Genomic DNA, 21,806 nt, shown 5'->3' on the forward strand with positions numbered 1-21,806 from the left:
AGGTCAAAGTAGTGTGCATGCGTGATGGTGCGACCGCGCTGGCTGCGGTCGGGGTGGTCGAACACGGCCACTGACTGGAGCGCGGCGAGCATGCGGGCCTCGGGCAGGTTGCAGTGGGTTTCTTCCACCAGCTCGCGCAGGCAGGACTGCCACACGGTTTCTCGCTGCTCGATGAAGCCGCCGGGCACGGCCAGTTGGCCCTTGCCGGGTGCGTGCGCGCGGCGGATCAGCAGCACATGGTCCTGGCAGCGCAGCACGGCGTCCACCGTCACGAACACCGGCGGGTAGGGGGCGGCAGACCAGGCTTGGCGGTAACCACGCAGCATGCGCCACTCCTCCTGCAGCGCGGGGTAGTGTGGGGTCTGCGCAAAGTGCTCCAGCGTGGCGATGGTGCTCTCGGGAATCTCTGCGGCCAGCGGCGCCACGGCGGCGCGCGCGGTGGCGGGCGTGGCGCCAAAGTACGCGTCCCGGATGGCGGTGGCGTCGATGCGGCCCTGGCGTTCTATGTGAATGAGCTGCCAGCCTGGAAAGGCGCTGAGGTAGCCGCTGGTCGCATCCTTGAAGTGGCCCACCAGGCCGATGCTTGCGCCCGGGGCGGTGAGGCGCGCCACGGCCCTGCGCACCGCCTGCACCCACACGGCTTCGTTGTAGTAGTCGCGCATGGGCAGCACCTGCACCTGGGCGCGGTCGGCGGGGGCCAGGGCAGCGCGCAGCATGGCTTCGCGCTCTTGCCAGGTGAAAGGGTTCTTGGGCGAGCGTGCCTGCCACGCCGAGCCGATCACCACGATGACCTGCGGGGCGCTGTCCAGTGCACGTTGCAATAGCGCCATGTGGCCGCTGTGGACGGGCTCAAAACGTCCGATATAGATGGCGGTGTCGACCATGTGTCTCCGGCTGGTGGTGCGCTTCAGGTCCCTTCGCGTTGCTGGCGTGGGGGCCGCCCCTGTCCTCGCGGTGGCTGTCGCTTGCCAGGGGCTGACCGGGGCATTGGGGCGGCGTTGGAGCAGGTCGAGCAAGCAATGGGGCTGTATGCGCTGGATGTATATATGCTGGTAGCTATCTTTTTTGTAGTGATTTTACCGCCAGCCAGTGTCGTGGGTGGGAGGTGACCGTGGCAGGGCGCCCTGGCGGCGGCGGCGGAGGGGCGGCGCTGCCAACCGCCTCTGAAGTCGCTATTGTGCGACCCGGCGGTTCATGCCGGGCATGGGGCGGGGGCGCAGGGCAGCGTGGCAAAAAAGAGATGGACCGGGCCGTACAAACGTGGCGACAATGCGCCGCTTGCACGCTGCGCGCAAAGTTTCTGTAGCGCGAATCCGTCCTTTTCGTGCTGTGGTCCCGAGATGCCGGCGTGCAAGCCCACCTGTGTGAACCCGGGGGACTGCGCCCGATATGGCGTGTCCGCACCTCCAATAACAGGCCCGCCGTGCGTGGGCCACCGAGGGAGATCCATGTCGTTGCGGCTCAAATTCAATCTGGTGCTGGCGGGCGTGCTGCTGCTGGCGGTGCTGGGCGCGGGCGCCTATGTGCACCGCTTCCTGCAGCAGTCTGCCATCGAGGAGGTGCAGCACAACTCGCAGATCATGATGCACGCGGCCATGGCGATCCGCGACTACACGACAGAGCTGGTCAAGCCCCACCTGGACGTGACGCTGGCCGAGAAATTCCTGCCACAGACCGTGCCTGCCTACGCGGCCACCGAAACCCTGCGTCGCCTGCAGAACCGGTTTCCGGGCTACGAGTACAAGGAGGCGGTTCTCAACCCTACCAACCTGCGCGACCGTGCCAACGAGTGGGAGGAGCGCATCATCAGCGACTTCCGCGAAGGCCGGGCCGACCTCAAGAAAGAGGTCACCGGCGAGGTGGGCGAGGGCATGCACCGCGCCATGTACGTGGCCCGCCCCATCACCATCAAGCAGGCGCAATGCATGGCCTGTCACAGCACACCTGCCGTGGCGCCGCCCACCATGCTCAAGGTCTATGGGGACAAGAACGGCTTTGGCTGGGGCATGAACGAGACGGTGGGCATCCAGGTGGTGAAGGTGCCGATGTACTTCCCGCTGGAGAAGGCGCGTCAGACCTTCAACACGGTGATGGCGGCGCTGGTGGGTAGTTTTGTGCTGCTTTTCGTCGGGCTCAATCTGTCGCTGTCGTCGCTGGTGATCGAGCCCATGGCGCGGCTCAACCGCAAGCTGGAAGACTTGGCCACCAAGGACTTCCTGACGGACCTGGTCAACCGCCGGCGCTTTTTTGAGAGGCTGGAGACTGAGATGGCCGACACCCGCATCAAGAAGGGGAGTCTGTCGGTGGTGATGTTCGACATCGACTTTTTCAAACGCATCAACGATACCTTTGGGCATGACTCTGGCGATGTGGTGCTCAAGAGCACGGCGCTGCGTGTGCGCGAGTTGCTGCGGTCGTCCGACTGCGCTGCGCGTTTTGGGGGCGAGGAGTTCATCATCCTGCTCAAGGAAACCCCGGTGGACGCTGCCATGGCGATGGCGGAGGCCGTGCGCGCGCGCATTGCAGGGGTGCCATTCGACGCCGTGGGCCATGTCAGTGCCAGCTTTGGCGTGGCCACCTGGGACCACAAGGAAGACAGCCATGCGCTCATCAAGCGCGCGGACACAGCGTTGTACAAGGCCAAGTCCAGCGGCCGCAACTGCGTGATCCAGGCCGAAGACGCCGCCTGATTCGCGTTGGCGAGGGGCTTCAGGCCGTAGCGGCCTTGGCGTCCTCGTAGTCCGCCCGGTAGTCTGCCGCCAGCGCGGTTTTCTGCTTCTCCGTCAGCAGTTTGCCTGCCATCTGGAAGAAGCGGTGTTCCTCTTCCTTCAGGTGGTGTTCCACCTTCTCAGCCAGCTTCTTGGCCAGCGGCAACCAGGCAGGGCTCGATGGCTCGGTCTCTTCCAGTGACTCCACCAGTTCGTCGATCTGGTGGTGTTCTGAAATGGCGTGGCGCGACAGATCAATGCCTGCGTCGTGTGCCATCAGCGGCACATAGAAGTGGCGGTCCTCGGCCTGGGCGTGGGCGGCGAGTTCCTTCTTGAGTTGCTCGAACAGGTCACGCCGCTCGGGCGTGTCGCCGCTGGTGTCCGTCAGTGCGCCGTACAGCGCGCGCTGGCGCTCGTGGCTCTCGCGCAGGGCTTCGAAGATGGTGGTCGTATCGGTCATGGTGGGCTGTGTGTTGTGTTGCAGTGACGAAGGTGTGCAGGACTACTTGAGCACCTTGCGCGCGGCGCCCACCCCGATGGCCGCCAGCACCACAAACACCACGGCAACCACTAGGAACAGCACAAACAGCACCTTGGCAATGCCCGCTGCACCCGCGGCCACACCGCTGAAACCCAGGGCCCCTGCCACGAGGGAAATCAGGGCAAAAATGATGGCGTACTTCAGCATGGTGGTCGCTCCTTGCGGTGGATGTTGAGGCAGCGCGGGGCTGCGAAAGGGTGTGCAGGAACGATACCGGCGGCCTGTGGCGTGCGCCGTCAGTGCAAGCGGGCGGCGGGTGTAGGAGAGCGCCGCTGGCGGGTGGTGGTGAAGCGCCAAAAAGAAAAGCCGCAACGCGGGGCGTTGCGGCTGGGAGGGCGGCCCTGATGGTCTTTTGGCCTGCGCTCACATCGCTGGCGCGATATGAGCTTCGTCCACGTGCGGAAAGCCGCGCGTGCCGCGCGGAGGGCTTACAGCCCTGCTGCCGCACGCAGCGCAGCAGCTTTGTCCGTACCTTGGTCTGCGTTCACATCGCTTGCGCGATATGAACTTCGCCCGAAGGCCGATACCGCGCTATTCGCGCGGCGGGCTTTACAGCCCCGCTGCAGCGCGAAGCGCAGCAGCTTTATCGGTCTTCTCCCAGCTGAACTCGGGTTCTTCGCGGCCGAAGTGGCCGTAGGCTGCCGTCTTTTCGTAGATGGGGCGCAGCAGGTCCAGCATCTGGATGATGCCCTTGGGGCGCAGGTCGAAGTGCTCGCGGACCAGGGCGGCCAAGCGCTCGTCCGACACCACGCCGGTGCCTTCGGTGTAGACGGTGATGTTCATCGGCTCGGCCACGCCAATGGCGTAGGCCACCTGGATCTGGCACTGGCGCGCCAGGCCGGCAGCCACGATGTTCTTTGCCACGTAGCGGGCGGCGTAGGCGGCCGAGCGGTCCACCTTCGTTGGGTCTTTGCCGCTGAATGCCCCGCCGCCGTGGGGGCAGGCACCACCGTAGGTGTCCACGATGATCTTGCGGCCCGTCAGGCCGCAGTCGCCTTGTGGGCCGCCGATGACAAAGCGACCCGTGGGGTTGATCAGGTAGCGGGTGTTCTGCAGCCATTCCTTGGGCAGCACAGGCTTGATGATCTCTTCAATGATGGCTTCGGTGAACGAGGCCTTCATCTTGGTTTGCGTTTCGCTCTGGTCGGGGTGGTGCTGGGTGGAGAGCACCACGGTGTCGATGCTGTGGGGCTTGCCGTCCACATAGCGCATCGTCACTTGCGACTTGGCGTCAGGGCGCAGGAAGGGCAGGCGACCGTCCTTGCGCAGCTGGGCCTGGCGTTCGACGAGGCGGTGCGCGTAATAGATGGGCGCGGGCATCAGCTCGGGCGTCTCGTCGCAGGCGTAGCCGAACATCAGGCCCTGGTCGCCAGCGCCGGTGTTCAGGTGGTCGTCGGACGCGTGGTCCACGCCCTGGGCGATGTCATTGGACTGCTTGTCGTACGCCACGAGCACGGCGCAACCCTTGTAGTCGATGCCGTAGTCGGTGTTGTCGTAGCCGATGCGCTTGATGGTGTCGCGCGCCACCTGGATGTAGTCCACATGCGCGTTGGTGGTGATCTCGCCCGCCAGCACCACGAGGCCGGTGTTGGTCAGCGTTTCAGCGGCGACGCGGCTGCGGGGGTCCTGTTTGAAGATTGCATCGAGAATCGCGTCCGAGATCTGGTCGGCCACCTTGTCGGGGTGGCCTTCGGAGACGGATTCCGAGGTAAAGAGAAAGTCGTTCGCCATTTGAATAAACTCCTGTGTTCCGGCATTTGGGGCGTTGCCCTCACCCCGAAGGAGATCTGGCGAACGCTTTAGCAGATTTTTTTAACGTCGCCCTGCAAGTTGCTCATTTAACTCAGCGACCCCGTTATTTTAATGCCAGTCGTCTTTCGATTCTTTTCCGTATTTCCACTGTGGTTGCTGCACATCATGGGCGCGGCCATGGGCTGGGTGGCGTTTGTGGCGTCTCCCACCTACCGGCGCCGGTTTCTCGCCAACTCAGCGCTGGCGGGCTATGCGTTTGGCGATGTGCGCGCCGCCGTGGCCCATGCGGGCCGCATGGTGGCCGAGCTGCCACGCCTTTGGATGGGCGCGACCATGCCCTGCGCACTCACGGGCGAAGCCTGTGTGGAGCAGGCCTATGCAGCCGGTCGCGGTATTGTTTTTCTAACCCCGCACCAGGGGTGTTTTGAACTGTCGGCACAGGCCGCTGCACGCCGCTGGAGTGCGGAGCGTGGCCCCATCACGGTGTTGTACCGCCCGGCACGCCAGGCCTGGCTGGCCAAGGTGATGGAGACCGCACGCAACCGCCCCGGCATGCTGGCCGTGCCCACCACGCTGGCGGGTGTGCGCCAGATGATCAAGGCCCTGCGCCGGGGCGAGGCCGTGGGCCTGCTGCCTGACCAGGTGCCGCCCGAGGGGCAGGGCCAGTGGGCACCTTTTTTTGGGCGCGACGCTTACACCATGACCCTGGCCGTGCGCCTGGCGCAACAGACCGGCGCGACCGTGGTGCTGGCGCGTTGCGAGCGTCTGCCATGGGGCCGTGGATATGTCACGCATTTCGAACCCTTGCCCCAGCCGCTGTCCGACCAGATGGACCAGGCCGTGCTGCAAATCAACCAAGCCATGGAACACCTCATTCGCCAATGCCCCGAGCAATATCTGTGGGGCTATGGCCGCTACAAGCAGCCGCGTGGCGAGGCTGCTCCGGCCGAGCCTGCCGCCGGAGGCGCCGCATGAAGGGCCTCACAGGGCGTTTGGGTGTGTGGTTCATGCGGGTGCTGGCGCTGCTGCCGCTGCCGGTGTTGCGCGGTATGGGCTGGCTGCTGGGACAGGTGGCCTTTGTGCTGGTGGCGCCCCGCCGCAGGGTGGCTTTGCGCAATCTGGCGCTGTGTTTTCCTGACTGGACCGAAGCGCGCTGCCGCGCCGTGGCGCGGGCCAGCTTTGTCGCGTTCTGCCAGACCTGGCTGGACCGCAGCTGGCTGTGGGCCGCGCCGCGCTCGGTGGTGGAGCAGCGTGTGCGTTTGACGGGTGCCGTGCACGAGCTGGAGGGCGACACGCCCACCATCTTGTTTGCGCCGCATTTCTACGGCATGGACGCGGGTGGCCTGGCCTTGCCGCTGCGCAGCGGCCGTGCGTTCACGTCCATCTTTGCCACCCACCCTGATCCGGCGGTGGATGCCTGGTTCATGGCTGGGCGCCAGCGTTTTGGCGATGTGCGCATGCTCAACCGTTCGGACGGCGTCAAACCCATCATCGCCAACCTGCGCAAGGGTGGCTTGCTGTACCTGCTGCCCGACATGGACTACGGCCGCAATGATTCGGTGTTTGTGCCGTTCTATGGCGTGACGGCAGCCACCATTCCGTCGCTGTCGCGGTTTGCGCGACTGGGTCGCGCCAAGGTGGTGGGTGTGTATTCGCGCATGACGCCCACCGGGTACGTGGCCGAGGTTTCGCCCGCTTGGGCCAACTACCCCACCGACGACGCTGAGGCCGACACGGCCCGTATGAACCGCGAGCTGCAGGCCGTGATCGACACCATGCCCGAGCAGTACTACTGGGTGCACAAGCGCTTCAAGACCCGCCCGGAGGGCGAGCCCTCCGTGTATTCCCGCTGAAATATCAGCAAAAATGGCCTGAAGCGCTAGTGCATCATGCGCTGATAGCTATTTTTTAGATAGCAAATAACGCTGCAGTTCCATGGCCACGCGCTCGGGGTGCTCGTGCACGACCCAGTGCGATGCCTGCTCCACCTGCTGCACCTGCAGCCGGGGGATCCAGCCGGGCAGGCCGTCCAGCAAGCCGGGCAGCAGGGCGGGGTCGTCCATGCCCCAGAGCACCAGCGTAGGCACATCCACCGTCAACATCGACTCGGGCAGGGTGATGGCCTGGGCGCCGGGGTCGCCCTCGCGGGGCGGGCGGATGGGGCTGGCCCGGTAGTAGTTGCAGGCACCGTGCAGCCCTTGCTGCCACACGGCGCGGTATTGGGCGCGCACCTCGTCGGTCAGCCATGCGGGGGCTGTGCCATCTGGGGCGTTGAAAAAGGCAAACAGGCGGCGGAAGTCGTCTTCGGCCAGCAGGGCCTCGGCATCGGGCCTGCACAAAAAATGCATGTACTGGCTGCCCGCCTGCTGGGCGGCGTTGTGCGACAGCTCGCGCACAAAGGCACCGGGGTGCGGTGAGTTGATGATGGCCAGGCGCTTCATCAGCTGTGGCTGCTGGTTGGCCAGGTTCCATGCCACGGCGCCGCCCCAGTCATGGGCCACCAGGCATTCCAGCGCACTGCCGGGGCATTCGTGGGCGATCAGCGCGACCAGGTCCTGCACCAGGTGCTTGGCGCGGTACGCATACACCGCCTGCGGGCTGCTGGACGGGCCAAACCCTCGCAGGTAGGGCGCCACGCAGCGGTAGCCGCCGTTCTCGGGGCGGGCAAAGTGCAGCAGCAGTTCGTCCCAGATGAAGGCCCCTTCGGGGAATCCGTGCAGGAACAACAGCACCGGGCGCCCGGGGATGCCGCTCACTCGGCAGTGCAGGGTGATTCCGTGGGGGAGGTCAACAAGGCAATCTTGGATCATGGTGCTATGCATTCTGTAGCTGCCAGCGCATGAAACGATTGCGCTTGCAGCTAGTTGGACTCCGATTCGCCGGTGGATGACGGCTGGGTGGGGCTGACGCTGTCAGCAGCCGCAGGGGGCTCTTCGGCGAGGGGCTTCACCGGGTGCGCCCACTGCCACAGCAGCTGGGCCACTTCATCCACCCCTTGCTTTTTGAGGGCCGAGAACATCTTCACCTCGCCGCCACCCGCGTGCAGTCGCGTAATCGACAGCACCTTGGCCTGTTCGGCGCGCGTGAGCTTGTCGGCCTTGGTCAGCACGATGAGGAACTTGAGGCCTTCCTCGACCCGGGGGCGCACCACTTCGAGCAGCGCCTCGTCCAGCTCGGTCAGGCCCAGGCGGGGGTCGCACAACAGCACGATGCCCGTGAGGCCGGGGCGGCTGACCAGGTAGTTCACCATCACCTGCTGCCAGCGCACCTTGTCCGAGCGCGACACGGCGGCATACCCATAGCCGGGCAGGTCGGCCAGCACGGCGTCCATCACCCCTTGTTTGCCCAGTGAGAACAGGTTGATGTGCTGGGTGCGTCCCGGCTTCTTGGAGGCAAATGCCAGCTGCTTTTGCTGGGTGAGGGTGTTGATGCAGGTGGATTTGCCCGCGTTGGAACGGCCCACGAAAGCGATTTCGGGCACGTCGATGGGCGGCAGGTGGTGCAGTTGCGCCGCGGTGGTCAGGAACCTGGCGGTGTGCATCCAGCCCATGGCGATTTTGGCGTCAGGTGCGGGCGGGAGAGAGCCAGCAACTGGCGCAGAGGGGGGTGTCGTCATGGGGAGTTGGGAGAGAAAGAACCATCATTGTAGAATCGCGAGGTTTTGCGCACATAAACACACACCCTCGATATGAAGTTGCTCGCCTCATTGCTGACGGCTGCCGCACTGGCAGCACCTGTTTTTTCGGCCTTTGCAGCGGGTGATGCACCCAAAGCGGCCAAGCCGGATCTCGTCAAGGGCGAGGCCAGCTTCACTGCGGTGTGTGCGGCCTGCCACGGCGCAGACGGCAACTCGGCCATCGCGGCCAACCCCAAGCTGTCGCAGCAACACCCCGAATACTTGGTCAAGCAACTGCAGGAATTCAAGTCCGGCAAGCGCAACAACGCCATCATGAAGGGCTTTGCCACGGCCCTGTCGGATGACGACATGCGCAACATCGCCTACTGGCTCACGTCCAAGCCCGCCAAGGCCGGCTTCGCCAAGGACAAGGACTTGGTGGCCATGGGTGAGCGCATCTACCGTGGCGGCATTGCCGACCGCCAGATCGCTGCTTGCGCTGGCTGCCACAGCCCCAATGGCGCTGGCATTCCTGCGCAATACCCCCGCCTGTCGGGCCAGCACGCCGACTACACGGTGTCGCAGCTGAACATGTTCCGCGACGGCTCGCGTGCCAACAGCATCCAGATGACCCAGGTGGCTGCCAAGCTCAATGACAAGGAAATCAAGGCCGTGGCGGACTACATCGCCGGCCTGCGCTGATTGATTGCTTGATATTTGTCATGACCCGGCTTGATTGACCGGGCGGCACGGAACCTACCGCCAATAACAACCCCAAAAAGGGCGGGTCCATCGCAGCGATGGTCCCGCCCTTTTTCTTTCGCGCTTCGCAGACACCGCTCCCACCCATGTCCGACAACACCCAGGGCCTTCGCATGAAGTCCGGCTCCCAGGCCCTGCGCGCCGGGGTCGAGCTGCTGTCTTCCATGCGCTTTGCCATCTCGCTGCTGACGGTGATCTGCATCGCCTCGGTCATCGGCACGGTGCTCAAGCAGCACGAACCGGCGGCCAACTACGTCAACCAGTTCGGTCCGTTCTGGGCCGAGTTGTTCGGCGCCATCCAGCTCAACGCGGTGTACAGCGCCTGGTGGTTTCTGCTGATCCTGGCGTTCCTGGTGATCAGCACCTCGCTGTGCATTGCCCGCAACACGCCCAAGATCCTGGTGGACCTCAAGGCCTACAAGGAAAACATCCGCGAGCAGAGCCTCAAGGCGTTTCACCACAAGGCGCAGGCCGATCTGCCCGAATCGGCCGAGGCCGAGGCACGCCGCATTGGCACACTGCTGACCGGTGGCGGGTGGAAGGTGCGCCTGCAGCAGCGCGACACAGCCGCAGGTCCAGGCACCGGCTGGATGGTGGCGGCCAAGGCTGGCGCCGCCAACAAGATTGGCTACATCGCAGCGCACAGCGCCATCGTGCTGGTGTGTGTGGGCGGCCTGCTGGATGGCGACCTCATCGTGCGTGCGCAGATGCTGCTGGGCGGCAAGTCGGTCTACACCGGGGGCGGGCTGATCGCCGATGTGAAGCCCGAGCACCGACTGTCCGAGCGCAACCCCACCTTCCGGGGCAACCTGCTCGTGGCAGAGGGCACACAGTCGAGCACCGCCATCCTGAGCCAGTCCGACGGCGTGTTGCTGCAGGACCTGCCGTTTGCGATCGAGCTCAAGAAGTTCATCGTGGAGCACTACTCCACCGGCATGCCCAAGCTGTTCGCCAGCGAGATCATCATCCACGACAAGGCCACGGGCGAGAAGACACCCGCGCGCGTCGAGGTGAACCACCCGGCCAGCTACAAGGGCATCGAGATTTACCAGTCGAGTTTTGACGACGGCGGCTCGCACCTCAAGCTGCGTGCTGTGCCCATGGTGGCAGGCGCCAAGGCATTCGACGTCGAGGGTGTGGTGGGCAACTCTACCCAGCTCACCAACAAGGGCGGCGGCTCCGGTAGCGACACGCTGACGCTGGAGTTCACGGCGCTGCGCACCATCAACGTCGAGAATTTTGGTGGGGCTGGCCCTGGCGTCAGCGGTGCAGACGTGCGCAAGGTGGACCTGCGCGAATCGGTGGAGTCGCGCCTGGGGGCAGCCAACAAGACCGTTACCAAAAAAGAACTGCGCAATGTGGGCCCCAGCGTGAGCTACAAGCTGCGTGATGCGGCTGGCCAGGCCCGCGAGTTCCATAACTACATGCTGCCGGTGGACACCGGCGACGGCGTGCCGGTGTTCCTGCTCGGTGTGCGCGAGTCTCCGGCAGAGCCCTTCCGTTACCTGAGGGTGCCGGCCGATGACAAGGGCAGTATGGATGGTTTCATGCGCATGAAGGCTGCGCTGGCGGACCCCCAGGCCCGGGAGCAGGCGGTGCGCCGCTATGTGTCTCAGGCCATGGATGCCTCGCGCCCGGAGCTGGCCGAGCAGCTGCAGCAGTCTGCCGTGCGTGCGCTGGCGCTTTTTGCGGGCAAGGGCATGGTCGATGGCAAGCCCACGGGCGGGCTGCAGGCCGTGTCGGACTTCATGGAAGCCAATGTGCCCGAGGCCGAGCGCGCGCGCGCAGGCGAGGTCTTGGTGCGCATTCTGAATGGCACGTTGTTCGAGCTGGCCCAGCTGTCGCGCCAGCGCGAGGGGCTTCCGCCATTGCCGCAGGACGAGCAGACCCGGGGTTTCATGACACAGGCCGTGCTCTCGCTCAGCGATGCGCAGATCTACCCTGCACCCCTGGCGTTTGAACTCAAGGACTTCACCCAGGTCCAGGCCAGCGTGTTCCAGGTGGCGCGAGCCCCTGGCAAGAATGTTGTCTATCTGGGCTGCGCCTTGCTGATCCTGGGCGTTTTTGCCATGCTCTACGTGCGCGAGCGGCGCGTGTGGGTCTGGGTGGCGCCGCAGGATGGCCGCACCCACGCCACCATGGCCCTGTCCACCAACCGCAAGACCATGGATGGCGACCAGGAGTTTGTCCAGCTCGCACAAAAACTGATCGGGGCATCGCCCCGCGAAGGCACCGCATGAACACCGCGACTTCTTCCTCGACCGTCACCACGATCACCCTGAACGAGGGGTTCTTCGCTCGCCGCAACTGGTTTGACTGGCTGTTTGCCGCCATCGTGGCCGTGGGGGCGTTGTATGCGCTGCAGCGCTACGGGGCCTTCATGGATGTCTACGAAAAAGGCATTTTGCTGGGCGCCATTCCGAGCACCATCTGGCTGGGCTGGTTCTGGCGCCCGCTGCGCGTTCTGATGCTGGTGGTGGCGGCCGTGGCGCTCATGGCCATTGGCCTGTACCAGCAAGACGGGGCAGGCAGCTTGGCGCGGGCCGACACAGTGTTCGGCCTCAAGTATTTCCTGTCTAGCCAGTCGGCCATCCTGTGGATGAGCATGCTGTTTTTCATCAGCACGGTGTTTTACTGGGTGGGCATGTTTTCGCGCGGTGAAGGCAAGACGATGAGCATGCTGGGCTCGCGCATTGCCTGGGTGGCGGTGGCGATGGCGCTCATCGGCACGCTGGTGCGCTGGTACGAAAGCTACCTGATCGGCCCGGACATCGGCCACATTCCGGTCAGCAACCTCTACGAAGTGTTCGTTCTGTTTTGCTGGATGACGGCCGCGTTCTATCTGTACTACGAGCAGCAGTACGACACGCGCGCGCTGGGTGGTTTTGTGATGCTGGTGGTCAGTGCTGCCGTGGGCTTTTTGCTCTGGTACACCGTGGTGCGCGAGGCGCATGAGATCCAGCCGCTGGTCCCCGCGCTCAAGAGCTGGTGGATGAAGCTGCACGTGCCTGCCAATTTCATCGGCTATGGCACGTTTGCGCTGTCGGCCATGGTTGCGTTTGCCTACCTGATCAAGCAGCAGGCCACCGAAACCCGTTGGTACAAGCTGGCGCCGCTGTGGCTGCTGGGCGTGGTGCTGTGTTTCGAGCCCATCGTGTTCCGCCAGGGGGCGACGGAAAACGGCGGCAGCTACTGGATGGTGTACTTTGGCGTTTCGGCCTTCATCGTTGCGGGCATTCTGCTGGGCCGCAAGCGCATCGCGGCGCGTCTGCCCTCGTTCGAGATTCTGGATGACGTGATGTACAAGTCCATTGCGGTGGGCTTTGCGTTCTTCACCATCGCCACGGTGCTGGGTGCGCTGTGGGCCGCCGAGGCCTGGGGCGGCTACTGGAGCTGGGACCCCAAGGAAACCTGGGCCCTGATCGTCTGGCTCAACTACGCGGCGTGGCTGCACATGCGGCTCATGAAGGGCTTGCGCGGTACCGTGTCCGCTTGGTGGGCGCTGGTGGGCCTGGCGGTGACAACGTTCGCGTTCCTGGGCGTCAATATGTTCCTGAGCGGCCTGCACAGCTACGGCACGCTGTGATGATTGAAGGCCTGCTAACGACTCCCCGCGAGATTGTTGGCAGGCGCGGCAGGCATGTCGGGCATTCGGTGGCGCGCAACAACTATTGCGTCTTCGGTGTAACCTGAGCGGTCCAGGGAACGAACTAACAGTTGTTCTGCTCTACCGCTGCAGCTGTCTCACCCCACATCACCGGAGCCACCATGCTGATCCCCTCGCGCGATTCGGGTTTTCACCACCCACATTCCTCCGAAATCACCCCCCGCTCGGTCTATGAAGACCGCCGCCAGATGCTCAAGCTGATGGCGGGTGGCGCCGCAGGTGCTGCAATGGCGGCCTGGGCGGGCCGTGAGGCCCTGGCGCAGCAGGTGGCAATCACGCGTCCCGGCAAGCTGGCGCCTTTGGCGGGCGCCAAGTCGGCGGTAGCAGGTGCGGTTTCCATGGAGAAGCTCACGGACTACAAGGACGCGAGCACCTACAACAACTTCTACGAATTTGGCACCGACAAGGCCGACCCCGCCCGCAATGCGCACACCCTCAAGACCAGTCCGTGGACGGTGGAGGTCGAGGGCCTGGTCAAGAAGCCCGGCAAATACGGCATTGAAGACCTGATCAAGCTCAGCGCGCAGGAAGAACGCATCTACCGCTTGCGGTGTGTGGAGGGCTGGTCCATGGTCATCCCGTGGGTGGGGTACTCGCTGGCCGAGCTGATCAAGCGGGTGGAGCCCCAGGGCAGCGCCAAGTACGTCGAGTTCGTGACCCTGGCCGACAAGGCCACGATGCCATTCGTCGGCTCGCGCGTGCTGGACTGGCCTTATGTGGAAGGCCTGCGCATGGACGAAGCCATGCACCCTCTGACCTTGCTGGCCTTTGGCATGTACGGCGAGGTGCTGCCCAACCAGAACGGTGCACCGGTGCGTCTGGTGGTGCCATGGAAGTACGGCTTCAAGAGCGCCAAGAGCATTGTGAAGATCCGCTTTGTCGAAAAGGAACCAGGCACCGCGTGGAACAAGGCGGCCCAGCAGGAGTACGGGTTCTATTCCAACGTGAACCCCAATGTGGACCACCCCCGCTGGACCCAGGCGACCGAGCGACGCATTGGCGAAGACGGCTTGTTTGCCAAGAAGCGCAAGACGCTGATGTTCAACGGCTACGAAGCCCAGGTTGGCCAGCTTTACGCCGGCATGGACCTCAAGAAGTTCTACTGATGGCCCTGGTCTCGGCGCCATCGTTGGCGGTGTATGAGGCTGTGGTCTTCTCTTGATCGCGATGCGAAAACTACTGCTCCACCCCGTCACCAAGCCGGCGGTGTTTGTGTTGTGCCTGTTGCCGCTGGCATGGCTGGTCTATGCGGCGGTGGCGAACCAGCTGGGTGCCAACCCTGCGGAGGCATTGATCCGGGCAACGGGTGACTGGACGCTGCGGGCGCTCTGCCTGGTGCTTGCCGTCACTCCAATGCGCGTCATCACCTCCACTCCTCAGCTGGCTCGGTTTCGGCGCATGCTGGGGCTGTTCGTGTTTTTCTACGGCGTGCTGCACCTGCTGAGCTACAGCTGGTTCGACATGGGTTTTGACATCCCGGACATCCTGCACGACGTCGCCAAGCGGCCATTCATTCTGGTGGGTACATTGGCCCTGGTGCTGCTGGCCCTGCTGGCCGCCACGTCATTCAATCGTGCGATCAAGGCACTGGGTGGCAAACGCTGGCAGGCGCTGCACCGCACCGTGTATGCGGTGGCAGGGTTGGCGGTGCTGCACTTTTTCTGGATGCGTGCTGGCAAGAACAACTTTGGCGAAGTGGCGGTCTACGCCGGCATCCTCGGCGCGCTGCTGGGCTGGCGGTTCTGGCAACGACTGCGCAAGCGGTCGGCCACACCGGCAGGTGCTGCGGCAAGACGGACAGCCGCAGGACCGTCTTGAGATTGACTACTACCAAATTGATAGCTGTCAGCGCATATTTTCAATGCGCTAGCAGCCGATTTGGCTGATTTTTAACCGTTGACTGCCCGCAGCGCTGGGCGCATTTGCCGGGTCACCGGGTCGATGTACCCGGTGGGAATCTGGTAGGCGCGGTCATCGAACAGGTCAATGCCACACATCAGGTTCTCGATCCATTCAAAGAAGTCGTTGATGGCTTCCTTGCCCATTATGGGAGCGCCGTGCTGCGGCACCAGCATGGCAATGTCGAGCTGCCGGGCCATGCGTGCCCACAGGCGCAGGATCTTGTTGGACACCATGTAGCGGCGGTGGAAGCCCTCCATGCGCGGGATGTGCGCCTTGAGGTCGGTCACCGGGACACGGGCCTCGGCCCCCGACATCATGGACACCCCCAGGTCGCCCGTGAACAGGATGCGGCTGACCGGATCGTAGAAGTGGAAGTTGCCTTCGGAGTGCATGAAGTGCGCGGGTAGCAGCACCAGCTCATTGCGTCCCAGGGGCAGGTGGCCGCCGCCGTCCGGCACACCGATCACCCGGTTTTCTGTCTTGCCCACCTTGGTGAAGTGCGGCGCAAAGCGCTCCCAGACGCGCGAGATCACCAGGTTGGCCTTGGTGCTGGTCATCCAGCGGTCCAGCGAGGCGATGATGTCTGGGTCTGCGTGCGAAGCGATCAGGTACGACAGCTTGTGCGGCGGGAAATGTTTGGTCATCCCCATGAACAGCTCGTTGAACGCGAGATTACCGCCCGGGTCGATGATGGCGCCGGTGTCGTCGTCCACGATCAAGAACTGATTGGCCTGCACGGCCTGTCCATCCTCCTCAATGAGGTCGGTGAACATCAGGCAAGCATGATTTTTGTCGCGGTAGAGTTCCAGGGCCATGGCCATCCTGCGGTGCAATAAAGCGCAGACTGTACGAGTACCCCTAAGCTTTGTGCTTGATGGAAATCAAGCGAAACCGCATTGCCTGGCCATCCTGCGCAGGCGATCGAATGTTTCAGCGTGGCTGCGAGGCGCTGGCTGCGGGCGACGGCGCAGTGTTGGTGTCGTTGCCCGGCGTCAGGGTTTGCGGCAGCGTGGCACGCTGGCTTGCTGCAGGGCCCGTCGGCAGATACAACGGCCCCCGCTGGCCGCAACCGGAAAGGGCTGCCGCACTGGCAGCAAGGACAAGCGTCCTGACTAGAGTTTGGGGAGCTTTCAACATGCGCAAATTGTACTTTTCGATGGTTGAAAATTTGTGCGAATTTAGAATGTGGCTAGCAGCGATTAACATGGCAACCATCACTGTTTACTGCGTATAAGCCGATGAGCTTCTTCTCGGTCTGAATGGGCACGGTCTTTATCCCCCTTCTCCTTCCACGTAAAAGAGCGTGTCAAATAGCCATCAGGCGATTCAGGGTTCTGCCTGATGTATTCATCTAAATCAGCCAACGCCTTGTCATAATTGCCTTTCCCAAGCCAAGCCAAAGCACGCCCTTTCAACGCATAAGAGTTTCGCGGAATTTTGTTCAGGGATCGATCAAAATCCTCTATTGCATTGTCATATTGCATTAATTTATTAAATAAATAGCCTCTATTTGAGCGCGCCAGCGGGAAGTCCGGCCAAATATTAATTGCTGCATTAAGGTCGGAAAGCTTATCGTCCACGCTTTCCCTTAGCATGGCGCGGTTTAAGTACGCTTGATGGTATTTTGGATTGATTTGTATTGCCTTGCTGTAATCTGCTATGGCGTCATTTTTGCGATTTAATGTGGTAAGAACTGTGCCGCGACTGAAATAATGAATTGAGTTCATTGGGCTAAGTCTGATGGCATTATCGTAGTCTGACAAAGATTTTTCCCAATTTCCAAGTTCTGCATGCCAATGAGCTCGATTGCTGAATATCGAAGATTCACTTGGGTCTAGCTCGATCGCACGGTTGAAATCTTTTAATGCACTCTCTATATCGCCAAGAAGAGCCAGAGACACTGCGCGACCGTTGTACCCATACTGATATGTTGAATCTATTGCGATTGCGGATTCATATTCGGTGATCGCTTTTTCATACAAACCGCTGTCCTTATATTTGCCTCCTTTTATTGCGTGAATGCGCGCACGGCTGCGAATAGTTAGTTGCTCTTCTTTAAGGGCTTCTGTGCAAACCGCTATGACGTGCTCAAGAGAACCCCTGGTTTTATCGCAGCGGTCGTAAGCAATATCGCTAGGGCTTTGGGCGTTTGCTGTGAACGAAAAGAGTAGTGATGAACAAACAAAAATAAATGGGCGCATGTTGCGAATGATATGTGGGTTAAATGATGCTAATGCCAACATAAATTTTATTGTTCGATTATCATTGATTTCATAACAAAGCTAAGAAAAATCAAGAGGCTCCACCTTTTGACCCGGATGACCTGACCCTAGTTAGATACGGAGCATCGGGCCGTATCACACGATAGATCGCGCACTTGACGGTGCCAAGACCAACGCCCCACACATCGGCCAGCTCGTCCATAGTGCATGCGCCGGAGAGATACATAGAAACCACCTGCGCCTCGTCCTCTGCGGACAGCGCACGCCTACGACCCCAACGCTTGCCGCGCGCCCGTGCTGCAGCCTGACCAGCCATGACACGCTCCCGAATCATGGAGCGCTCGAGTTGAGCGACAGCGCCCAAAACCTGAAATGTGAACTCACCAAATGGACTGGTGGTATCCAGTGGCTCCGTGAGGCTACGAATACAAGAACCGGCAGCCTTCAAACGCCCTTGAATGGCAAGCAAATCCGGAAGACTACGCACGACCCTATCGAGCTTCCAAACGACGAGGGTATCGCCACGACCAAGAGAAGCCAACGCCTTTTGCAATTGAGGACGAGGACCGACGCCGGAGCCGGACTCAGTAAAGACCCGATGGACACCATGCGCGGCAAGCGCATCACGCTGCAAAGCAGTGTCCTGATCTTGTGTACTCACTCGCGCATACCCAACAAGCATTCAACCTCCTTTGTTTTGGACCGGGAACGAAACGCCAAAACTTAACGGCAATACCTACGCCCCGATCGGCTAATAAACAGGGCTGTGCTAACTTTGAGCCATGAACACAAAAGCACTGGAAGAGGCACTGCAGCGCCAAGCAATCTTTGAATTAGCCATCGCGCTGATAGTGCTGATAGCACTGTTTTGGGCAACTTACTGGGTCATCAAAGCCGGTGTACGTGACGGCATCATCGAAGCTGGACCAAGGGCTCGTACGCACGAAAAACCGGCGGCGCCACCCGGCTACCGGTGGGCACTCGTCAAAGAGACAGCGCACACAGAAGATATCCGTGCAGACTGACTCATTGCGTCAGGCTTGATCGCACCTGAGCATTCCGTGCAGCAAGACCCTGCATGTATTGGCTTTGGGGCGGCTCAGAAGGCGCAGCAGGCATTGGGACTGGCACGGTGCGCACCGGCTCTGCTTGCGCCACTTGCTGGGCCATCTGTGAAGGGTTGCGAGGCTGCTGTATGTCAGCCGGAGGTGCAGACTTCCAATCCATGAAGAAGCCGCGTTTTACGACCTGCAGACAGGTTTGCATGCTGACCTGCATCAGCGTGGCCTGCTGGGTGTAGCACTCGCATCGAGAGCCCATGTGAACGCAGGCGGCAGGGTATGGAGCGACAGATGGCGCAGTAACTTGATCGTAGGCGGGCGCAGTGTGCGGGAAGTCTTTCAGGCGAGGTGTTCGAGCCGCGAGGTATTCGTCCACGCTTGCAGGCTCTGCGCTGTTGCGGCCGCTGGGGCCGGTGGCCTGCGTGGCGGGTTTGGCAGCCGAAGGCACGGACGGTAACGATGACGCGACACCAGAGCCGCCGCCCTTCATGGTCATGCTGTAGAGCTGATGGCCGACGAAGCCGACGCAGCCAAGCGCAAGAACCAGCGCGCCGACACCCTTCCAGACCTTGAGCGGTATGCCGGTTTTGCGGGTATCCATGCTGGTGGACGTGTACCAATCGAAAGCCTCACGCGGCCACTTCCGGCTGGTGACTTCGCCGTTTTTGCCTGAGCCGTCTTTTTGCGGCTGGTCGTTCACCGCAGACCACTTCAATTCGTTGCTCGCATCGCCCAGCATCGACGCCTTGAAGTGACGATGCCACGCAGGCGCAGAGATCAAGCGACGGACGAAGCTATCGATGTTGAGCGGATGCTGAGTGATGAAGAAGAAATCAAAGCCGCGCTTGCGGTTGTCCTCCGCCAAGGCTCCAATCCACGCGGGCGGCTGACCTGTAGCGCGCGTTGGCATGACCTTTTGGCACTCGTCCACGATGCAAATGGAGCCATCGGGCAATGACTGCCACTGGCTAGGCTCGAATTCCTGCCAGCCGAAATCGAGCAAGGGTTGCTTCGCAGAGAAGCCCCAGAAGAACACAGGGCGACCGGTCTTCACCTGAAGCTCGCGAACATCCCAGATGGTCATGAGCGTTTTGCCTGCCCCGTTTCCGCCCGTAGTCAGGTACAGGTAGCCGAGCTGGTAGCGAAGGGAGCGCATCATTTGAGAACCCACCGCTTGACGGTGCCACCAGTAAGGCCCTGCAGTGTCATGCGCGCAGCAAGGGCGCTCAGCAGGATAGAGAGGAACTCACCGACACCCATGCTCGACAGCATGCCGACAACCTCAACGGGAAGCGCAGAGAGGGCTGATACAGCGTTGGACTTCGCCCAGGTGAGCGTGGTAGACACGCCAGTGAACGTTACGACACTCATGCCGAGAGCAATCAGCACACGGCCTACCAGTGTCCCGGCTATGTTGATTAGCGCCCCCATGAGCGCTGCGATGAATGCTGGCATGGACTACTTCCCCCTATAACGGATCAAAACCCATAGGAGCGCACCGAGAGCAATCAGCGGAATACGTGCTGGCATGGCCTACCCCCTAAAGACAATGAGAACCCACAAGAGCGCACCGAAAGCAAGCAGCGCAAGGCGGAGCGTTGCAAGGTGCGGGCATATCTGACTGATGGGCAACGACACGGTCTGCCCGAGCACGTCCACAGGCAGATCAGATATGCAGGTGCCGGGGCCGAGAGCGTTAGAAGAGTCGTACATGCTCTGGCCGAAAGCGATGGTTTCATTGCCCGGAAGGTCGCCCGTCCGCTTGCCAGTTTTCGACTTCTCAGCGTCATAGAGCTGTGATTCCGGCGTCTGGTCGTCGAACAGCTTGCAGGCCCTGCGGTGTTGTTCCTGAGCCATTGCGCACTGAATGGCGTCGCCTTCGCAGGTGAAGCCGCCACCGCAAGAACCACCGAACGATGAGCCGTCTTCCTTGCCGTCTTTACAAAGCTTTGAAGAGGGGTTTTCTTGGCAGAAACCGGGCTTTGAGGTGGTAGACGTTGACGTGGTGGTGGTGGTTGTCGTCGCGCCGGTACTGTTGTTACGGCGAGTCGTCGTGGTGGTGGTTGTCGTGGTGCACTTGTCGCCCTCGCAGTTGGTGGAGCGATCAACACGGCGTGTCGTGGTCTCAGTGCCGTCGTTCGTCTCAGTCTCGTTTGACCCACCATCAGCACCGCTGTCGGGCACCTTGTTTATGCAGACCTCAACGCCGTTGACGGTGCCTGTGTAGCCATTGGGGCACTTCTCTTTGGGTGGAACTGGCTTAGGCTGCTCACCCGGGCCAAGGTTGCAGCTTTGATCCACGGTGTTGCCGTCGCTGGCGAAATCAAACTTACCCTCCGATACGTACTGAGGGGATGCATCTGTGCCGTAGCCCATGGATATCTCAAGGTCAAATGTGACCTTGCAGCCCTTGCCGGAACCGATTCCATAACCTGAGCCGATATCAGTGCAGAACTGCGTACCGTGAGCTATCTTGCCCTGCAACCGCTGGGTGGTAACAAGCTGACCACCGGGCAAGACGTTTTGCAAGCTCCAATTCCAGCAAGCCGTGCGGTTGTTATTGCGCAGCTCACAAGCACCATTGATTTCGTCGTAGCCAGTGTTACAGGTGCAGGAGCCGCCAGAGAGAGAGGAATTAGCGGGACAGGCTGAACCTGCAGCGGTTGGGCTTTGAATCAAGGTGTTGTAAGTACCCTGATCGTTGCAATACGACCCGACTTTGTAGAGGTCAAACTGTTGCGGTGTGACGTTGCGCGCTTGCCATGTGGCGGGCTTATCGAGCGAAGGGCCACCGCATGCAAACTTGGGATCGTAGGCCTGCCACCACGCAACAAGGCCGGAAGGAGTGTCCACCCTGTTGAGGCTGTCACGGTACTGGACCACAGGGGTGATGGCAGCAGAGGCATGCAGCGAGAAGCACGCAAGCAGCACAAAAGCAATCAGGCGGAAAACATGAGCCATGCAGCCCCCAGTAATGCAACGATGACCCACAGGCCCATGACAACCCCTTGACGATGCGCACACCACGTGCACATGGGCAAAGGCCCCGGGTCTGCAGCCCCGAGGACAAACACGGGTTAGCGTGCGGCGCCGCGAATCCAGCGGAAAACGCTGACGGTCACGGAGACCAGCAGGCGGGCATTGCCGATCAGAGCGATCGTGGCCATGGTGCCGAGGATGTAGGCCACGGCCTCGGTCACATCGGGCTGGGTGGGCGCGGTTTGCGCAAAGGCTGGTGCGGAGGCCAGCGCCATGACAGCGGCACCGGCAGCAACGCGCTTACCGTTCTTGACATAGCGGGCACCGGCTTGTTTTGCACGGAGGAACAGAGACATGGGTTACTCACTTTCTTTCGTTGAAGAACCATCGACAAAAACGGCCCGGTGGAGCTCGCGAAATGCGAGACCAACGGCCCATACCGCCACGATGGCAATGGCGATTGATGCCCCCTCTTCAAGCGTGAGGTTGAAGGGGGGGACTGATAGCTGATGCACCACCGTGACCGTGCAGGCGGTGGCGCATTCGATGACTGTTGGGTCAGCCACGTGGCATGGCCCGAAGAATTGCCTGCTGGC

Annotated in this window: 24 protein-coding genes; 9 read left to right on the top strand and 15 right to left on the bottom strand. The window is 61.8% G+C overall.

Going from position 1 to position 21,806, the window contains the following annotated elements; genetic code table 11:
- The coding region (locus tag AC07X4_RS20520; RefSeq protein ID WP_494741131.1) for an NUDIX domain-containing protein at nucleotides 1-884 on the bottom strand (884 nt) is incomplete at its 3' end.
- A 564-nt stretch (nucleotides 885-1,448) separates the two neighbouring features.
- On the opposite strand from AC07X4_RS20520, the gene AC07X4_RS20525 reads away from it, so the two are divergent.
- Nucleotides 1,449-2,690: a diguanylate cyclase gene (locus tag AC07X4_RS20525; RefSeq protein WP_494741132.1), complete on the top strand. Its 1,242-nt coding sequence runs from the start codon at nucleotides 1,449-1,451 to the stop codon at nucleotides 2,688-2,690.
- A 19-nt stretch (nucleotides 2,691-2,709) separates the two neighbouring features.
- On the opposite strand, the gene AC07X4_RS20530 is transcribed toward AC07X4_RS20525, so the two are convergent.
- The 3 genes from AC07X4_RS20530 to metK all read right to left on the bottom strand — a co-directional run bounded on the left by AC07X4_RS20530 (nucleotide 2,710) and on the right by metK (nucleotide 4,980).
- On the bottom strand, nucleotides 2,710-3,168 hold the full coding sequence (locus AC07X4_RS20530) for a hemerythrin domain-containing protein (protein WP_494741133.1): 459 nt from the start codon (nucleotides 3,166-3,168) through the stop codon (nucleotides 2,710-2,712).
- 42 nt (nucleotides 3,169-3,210) lie between these two features.
- Nucleotides 3,211-3,396 carry a DUF1328 family protein gene (locus tag AC07X4_RS20535; RefSeq protein WP_056060124.1) on the bottom strand — a complete coding sequence of 62 codons (186 nt, stop codon included), beginning with the start codon at nucleotides 3,394-3,396 and terminating at the stop codon, nucleotides 3,211-3,213.
- 402 nt (nucleotides 3,397-3,798) lie between these two features.
- Nucleotides 3,799-4,980, bottom strand: a complete 1,182-nt coding sequence (gene metK, locus AC07X4_RS20540; RefSeq protein ID WP_056060126.1) for a methionine adenosyltransferase — start codon at nucleotides 4,978-4,980, stop codon at nucleotides 3,799-3,801.
- A 132-nt stretch (nucleotides 4,981-5,112) separates the two neighbouring features.
- On the opposite strand from metK, the gene AC07X4_RS20545 reads away from it, so the two are divergent.
- Together AC07X4_RS20545 and AC07X4_RS20550 are read left to right on the top strand one after the other, a co-directional pair.
- Nucleotides 5,113-5,976 carry a lysophospholipid acyltransferase family protein gene (locus AC07X4_RS20545; protein WP_395456301.1) on the top strand — a complete coding sequence of 288 codons (864 nt, stop codon included), beginning with the start codon at nucleotides 5,113-5,115 and terminating at the stop codon, nucleotides 5,974-5,976.
- On the top strand, nucleotides 5,973-6,854 hold the full coding sequence (locus AC07X4_RS20550; RefSeq protein ID WP_494741134.1) for a lysophospholipid acyltransferase family protein: 882 nt from the start codon (nucleotides 5,973-5,975) through the stop codon (nucleotides 6,852-6,854). The genes AC07X4_RS20545 and AC07X4_RS20550 overlap by 4 nt, the downstream gene beginning before the upstream one ends.
- Before the next feature lie 48 nt (nucleotides 6,855-6,902).
- Here the strand turns inward: AC07X4_RS20550 and AC07X4_RS20555 are convergent, their stop codons facing one another.
- Together AC07X4_RS20555 and yihA are read right to left on the bottom strand one after the other, a co-directional pair.
- Nucleotides 6,903-7,811, bottom strand: a complete 909-nt coding sequence (locus AC07X4_RS20555; protein WP_494741135.1) for an alpha/beta fold hydrolase — start codon at nucleotides 7,809-7,811, stop codon at nucleotides 6,903-6,905.
- A 50-nt stretch (nucleotides 7,812-7,861) separates the two neighbouring features.
- Nucleotides 7,862-8,617 carry a ribosome biogenesis GTP-binding protein YihA/YsxC gene (gene yihA, locus AC07X4_RS20560; protein WP_260666368.1) on the bottom strand — a complete coding sequence of 252 codons (756 nt, stop codon included), beginning with the start codon at nucleotides 8,615-8,617 and terminating at the stop codon, nucleotides 7,862-7,864.
- A gap of 72 nt (nucleotides 8,618-8,689) precedes the next feature.
- Between yihA and AC07X4_RS20565 the strand changes: the two genes are divergently transcribed.
- The 5 genes from AC07X4_RS20565 (at nucleotide 8,690) to msrQ (ending at nucleotide 14,864) form a co-directional block, all read left to right on the top strand.
- Entirely contained in the window at nucleotides 8,690-9,319 is a 630-nt protein-coding gene (locus tag AC07X4_RS20565) for a c-type cytochrome (RefSeq protein WP_015012649.1), read from the top strand.
- Nucleotides 9,320-9,465: 146 nt separating this feature from the next.
- On the top strand, nucleotides 9,466-11,619 hold the full coding sequence (locus AC07X4_RS20570; RefSeq protein ID WP_494741136.1) for a cytochrome c biogenesis protein ResB: 2,154 nt from the start codon (nucleotides 9,466-9,468) through the stop codon (nucleotides 11,617-11,619).
- Nucleotides 11,616-12,965 carry a c-type cytochrome biogenesis protein CcsB gene (gene ccsB, locus AC07X4_RS20575; RefSeq protein ID WP_494741137.1) on the top strand — a complete coding sequence of 450 codons (1,350 nt, stop codon included), beginning with the start codon at nucleotides 11,616-11,618 and terminating at the stop codon, nucleotides 12,963-12,965. The genes AC07X4_RS20570 and ccsB overlap by 4 nt, the downstream gene beginning before the upstream one ends.
- A gap of 182 nt (nucleotides 12,966-13,147) precedes the next feature.
- Nucleotides 13,148-14,152: a protein-methionine-sulfoxide reductase catalytic subunit MsrP gene (msrP, locus tag AC07X4_RS20580; RefSeq protein ID WP_494741138.1), complete on the top strand. Its 1,005-nt coding sequence runs from the start codon at nucleotides 13,148-13,150 to the stop codon at nucleotides 14,150-14,152.
- A gap of 61 nt (nucleotides 14,153-14,213) precedes the next feature.
- Nucleotides 14,214-14,864: a protein-methionine-sulfoxide reductase heme-binding subunit MsrQ gene (gene msrQ / locus AC07X4_RS20585; RefSeq protein WP_494741139.1), complete on the top strand. Its 651-nt coding sequence runs from the start codon at nucleotides 14,214-14,216 to the stop codon at nucleotides 14,862-14,864.
- A 71-nt stretch (nucleotides 14,865-14,935) separates the two neighbouring features.
- On the opposite strand, the gene AC07X4_RS20590 is transcribed toward msrQ, so the two are convergent.
- The 4 genes from AC07X4_RS20590 to AC07X4_RS20605 all read right to left on the bottom strand — a co-directional run bounded on the left by AC07X4_RS20590 (nucleotide 14,936) and on the right by AC07X4_RS20605 (nucleotide 17,852).
- A complete protein-coding gene (locus AC07X4_RS20590) occupies nucleotides 14,936-15,763 on the bottom strand; it encodes an oxygen-binding di-iron domain-containing protein (RefSeq protein WP_260666371.1) in 828 nt (275 codons plus the stop codon).
- A 115-nt stretch (nucleotides 15,764-15,878) separates the two neighbouring features.
- Nucleotides 15,879-16,085 (bottom strand): LPS translocon maturation chaperone LptM, encoded by a 207-nt coding sequence (lptM, locus tag AC07X4_RS20595; RefSeq protein ID WP_494741147.1) that lies wholly within the window; start codon nucleotides 16,083-16,085, stop codon nucleotides 15,879-15,881.
- Nucleotides 16,086-16,162: 77 nt separating this feature from the next.
- On the bottom strand, nucleotides 16,163-17,191 hold the full coding sequence (locus tag AC07X4_RS20600; protein WP_494741140.1) for a tetratricopeptide repeat protein: 1,029 nt from the start codon (nucleotides 17,189-17,191) through the stop codon (nucleotides 16,163-16,165).
- A gap of 49 nt (nucleotides 17,192-17,240) precedes the next feature.
- The gene (locus AC07X4_RS20605; RefSeq protein WP_494741141.1) at nucleotides 17,241-17,852 is read right to left on the bottom strand and encodes a recombinase family protein; all 612 of its coding nucleotides are present in this window, start codon (nucleotides 17,850-17,852) and stop codon (nucleotides 17,241-17,243) included.
- Between the two features lie 100 nt (nucleotides 17,853-17,952).
- On the opposite strand from AC07X4_RS20605, the gene AC07X4_RS20610 reads away from it, so the two are divergent.
- Nucleotides 17,953-18,195 (top strand): DUF6019 family protein, encoded by a 243-nt coding sequence (locus tag AC07X4_RS20610; protein WP_494741142.1) that lies wholly within the window; start codon nucleotides 17,953-17,955, stop codon nucleotides 18,193-18,195.
- 1 nt (nucleotide 18,196) lies between these two features.
- On the opposite strand, the gene AC07X4_RS20615 is transcribed toward AC07X4_RS20610, so the two are convergent.
- The 5 genes from AC07X4_RS20615 to AC07X4_RS20635 form a co-directional block, all read right to left on the bottom strand.
- Complete coding sequence (locus AC07X4_RS20615; protein ID WP_494741143.1) at nucleotides 18,197-19,315, bottom strand: zonular occludens toxin domain-containing protein; 1,119 nt, start codon at nucleotides 19,313-19,315, stop codon at nucleotides 18,197-18,199.
- Nucleotides 19,316-19,386: 71 nt separating this feature from the next.
- Nucleotides 19,387-19,686: a DUF2523 domain-containing protein gene (locus AC07X4_RS20620; protein ID WP_436078190.1), complete on the bottom strand. Its 300-nt coding sequence runs from the start codon at nucleotides 19,684-19,686 to the stop codon at nucleotides 19,387-19,389.
- 78 nt (nucleotides 19,687-19,764) lie between these two features.
- Nucleotides 19,765-21,192 carry a hypothetical protein gene (locus AC07X4_RS20625; RefSeq protein WP_494741144.1) on the bottom strand — a complete coding sequence of 476 codons (1,428 nt, stop codon included), beginning with the start codon at nucleotides 21,190-21,192 and terminating at the stop codon, nucleotides 19,765-19,767.
- A 116-nt stretch (nucleotides 21,193-21,308) separates the two neighbouring features.
- The gene (locus AC07X4_RS20630) at nucleotides 21,309-21,566 is read right to left on the bottom strand and encodes a major capsid protein (protein ID WP_494741145.1); all 258 of its coding nucleotides are present in this window, start codon (nucleotides 21,564-21,566) and stop codon (nucleotides 21,309-21,311) included.
- 3 nt (nucleotides 21,567-21,569) lie between these two features.
- Nucleotides 21,570-21,806, bottom strand: a 237-nt coding sequence (locus AC07X4_RS20635) for a hypothetical protein (RefSeq protein WP_494741146.1), incomplete at its 5' end; no start/stop codon positions are given.

The organism is Acidovorax sp. GW460-11-11-14-LB4 (assembly GCF_059423685.1).

Excerpts from the sequence above, each read along its gene's own strand:
- AC07X4_RS20525 (WP_494741132.1), top strand. The coding sequence starts at position 1,449 with ATGTCGTTGCGGCTCAAATTCAATCTGGTGCTGGCGGGCGTGCTGCTG.
- AC07X4_RS20530 (WP_494741133.1), bottom strand. The coding sequence starts at position 3,168 with ATGACCGATACGACCACCATCTTCGAAGCCCTGCGCGAGAGCCACGAG.
- AC07X4_RS20535 (WP_056060124.1), bottom strand. The coding sequence starts at position 3,396 with ATGCTGAAGTACGCCATCATTTTTGCCCTGATTTCCCTCGTGGCAGGG.
- metK (WP_056060126.1), bottom strand. The coding sequence starts at position 4,980 with ATGGCGAACGACTTTCTCTTTACCTCGGAATCCGTCTCCGAAGGCCAC.
- AC07X4_RS20545 (WP_395456301.1), top strand. The coding sequence starts at position 5,113 with ATGCCAGTCGTCTTTCGATTCTTTTCCGTATTTCCACTGTGGTTGCTG.
- AC07X4_RS20550 (WP_494741134.1), top strand. The coding sequence starts at position 5,973 with ATGAAGGGCCTCACAGGGCGTTTGGGTGTGTGGTTCATGCGGGTGCTG.
- AC07X4_RS20555 (WP_494741135.1), bottom strand. The coding sequence starts at position 7,811 with ATGATCCAAGATTGCCTTGTTGACCTCCCCCACGGAATCACCCTGCAC.
- yihA (WP_260666368.1), bottom strand. The coding sequence starts at position 8,617 with ATGACGACACCCCCCTCTGCGCCAGTTGCTGGCTCTCTCCCGCCCGCA.
- AC07X4_RS20565 (WP_015012649.1), top strand. The coding sequence starts at position 8,690 with ATGAAGTTGCTCGCCTCATTGCTGACGGCTGCCGCACTGGCAGCACCT.
- AC07X4_RS20570 (WP_494741136.1), top strand. The coding sequence starts at position 9,466 with ATGTCCGACAACACCCAGGGCCTTCGCATGAAGTCCGGCTCCCAGGCC.
- ccsB (WP_494741137.1), top strand. The coding sequence starts at position 11,616 with ATGAACACCGCGACTTCTTCCTCGACCGTCACCACGATCACCCTGAAC.
- msrP (WP_494741138.1), top strand. The coding sequence starts at position 13,148 with ATGCTGATCCCCTCGCGCGATTCGGGTTTTCACCACCCACATTCCTCC.
- msrQ (WP_494741139.1), top strand. The coding sequence starts at position 14,214 with ATGCGAAAACTACTGCTCCACCCCGTCACCAAGCCGGCGGTGTTTGTG.
- AC07X4_RS20590 (WP_260666371.1), bottom strand. The coding sequence starts at position 15,763 with ATGGCCCTGGAACTCTACCGCGACAAAAATCATGCTTGCCTGATGTTC.
- lptM (WP_494741147.1), bottom strand. The coding sequence starts at position 16,085 with ATGTTGAAAGCTCCCCAAACTCTAGTCAGGACGCTTGTCCTTGCTGCC.
- AC07X4_RS20600 (WP_494741140.1), bottom strand. The coding sequence starts at position 17,191 with ATGTTGGCATTAGCATCATTTAACCCACATATCATTCGCAACATGCGC.
- AC07X4_RS20605 (WP_494741141.1), bottom strand. The coding sequence starts at position 17,852 with ATGCTTGTTGGGTATGCGCGAGTGAGTACACAAGATCAGGACACTGCT.
- AC07X4_RS20610 (WP_494741142.1), top strand. The coding sequence starts at position 17,953 with ATGAACACAAAAGCACTGGAAGAGGCACTGCAGCGCCAAGCAATCTTT.
- AC07X4_RS20615 (WP_494741143.1), bottom strand. The coding sequence starts at position 19,315 with ATGACCATCTGGGATGTTCGCGAGCTTCAGGTGAAGACCGGTCGCCCT.
- AC07X4_RS20620 (WP_436078190.1), bottom strand. The coding sequence starts at position 19,686 with ATGCCAGCATTCATCGCAGCGCTCATGGGGGCGCTAATCAACATAGCC.
- AC07X4_RS20625 (WP_494741144.1), bottom strand. The coding sequence starts at position 21,192 with ATGGCTCATGTTTTCCGCCTGATTGCTTTTGTGCTGCTTGCGTGCTTC.
- AC07X4_RS20630 (WP_494741145.1), bottom strand. The coding sequence starts at position 21,566 with ATGTCTCTGTTCCTCCGTGCAAAACAAGCCGGTGCCCGCTATGTCAAG.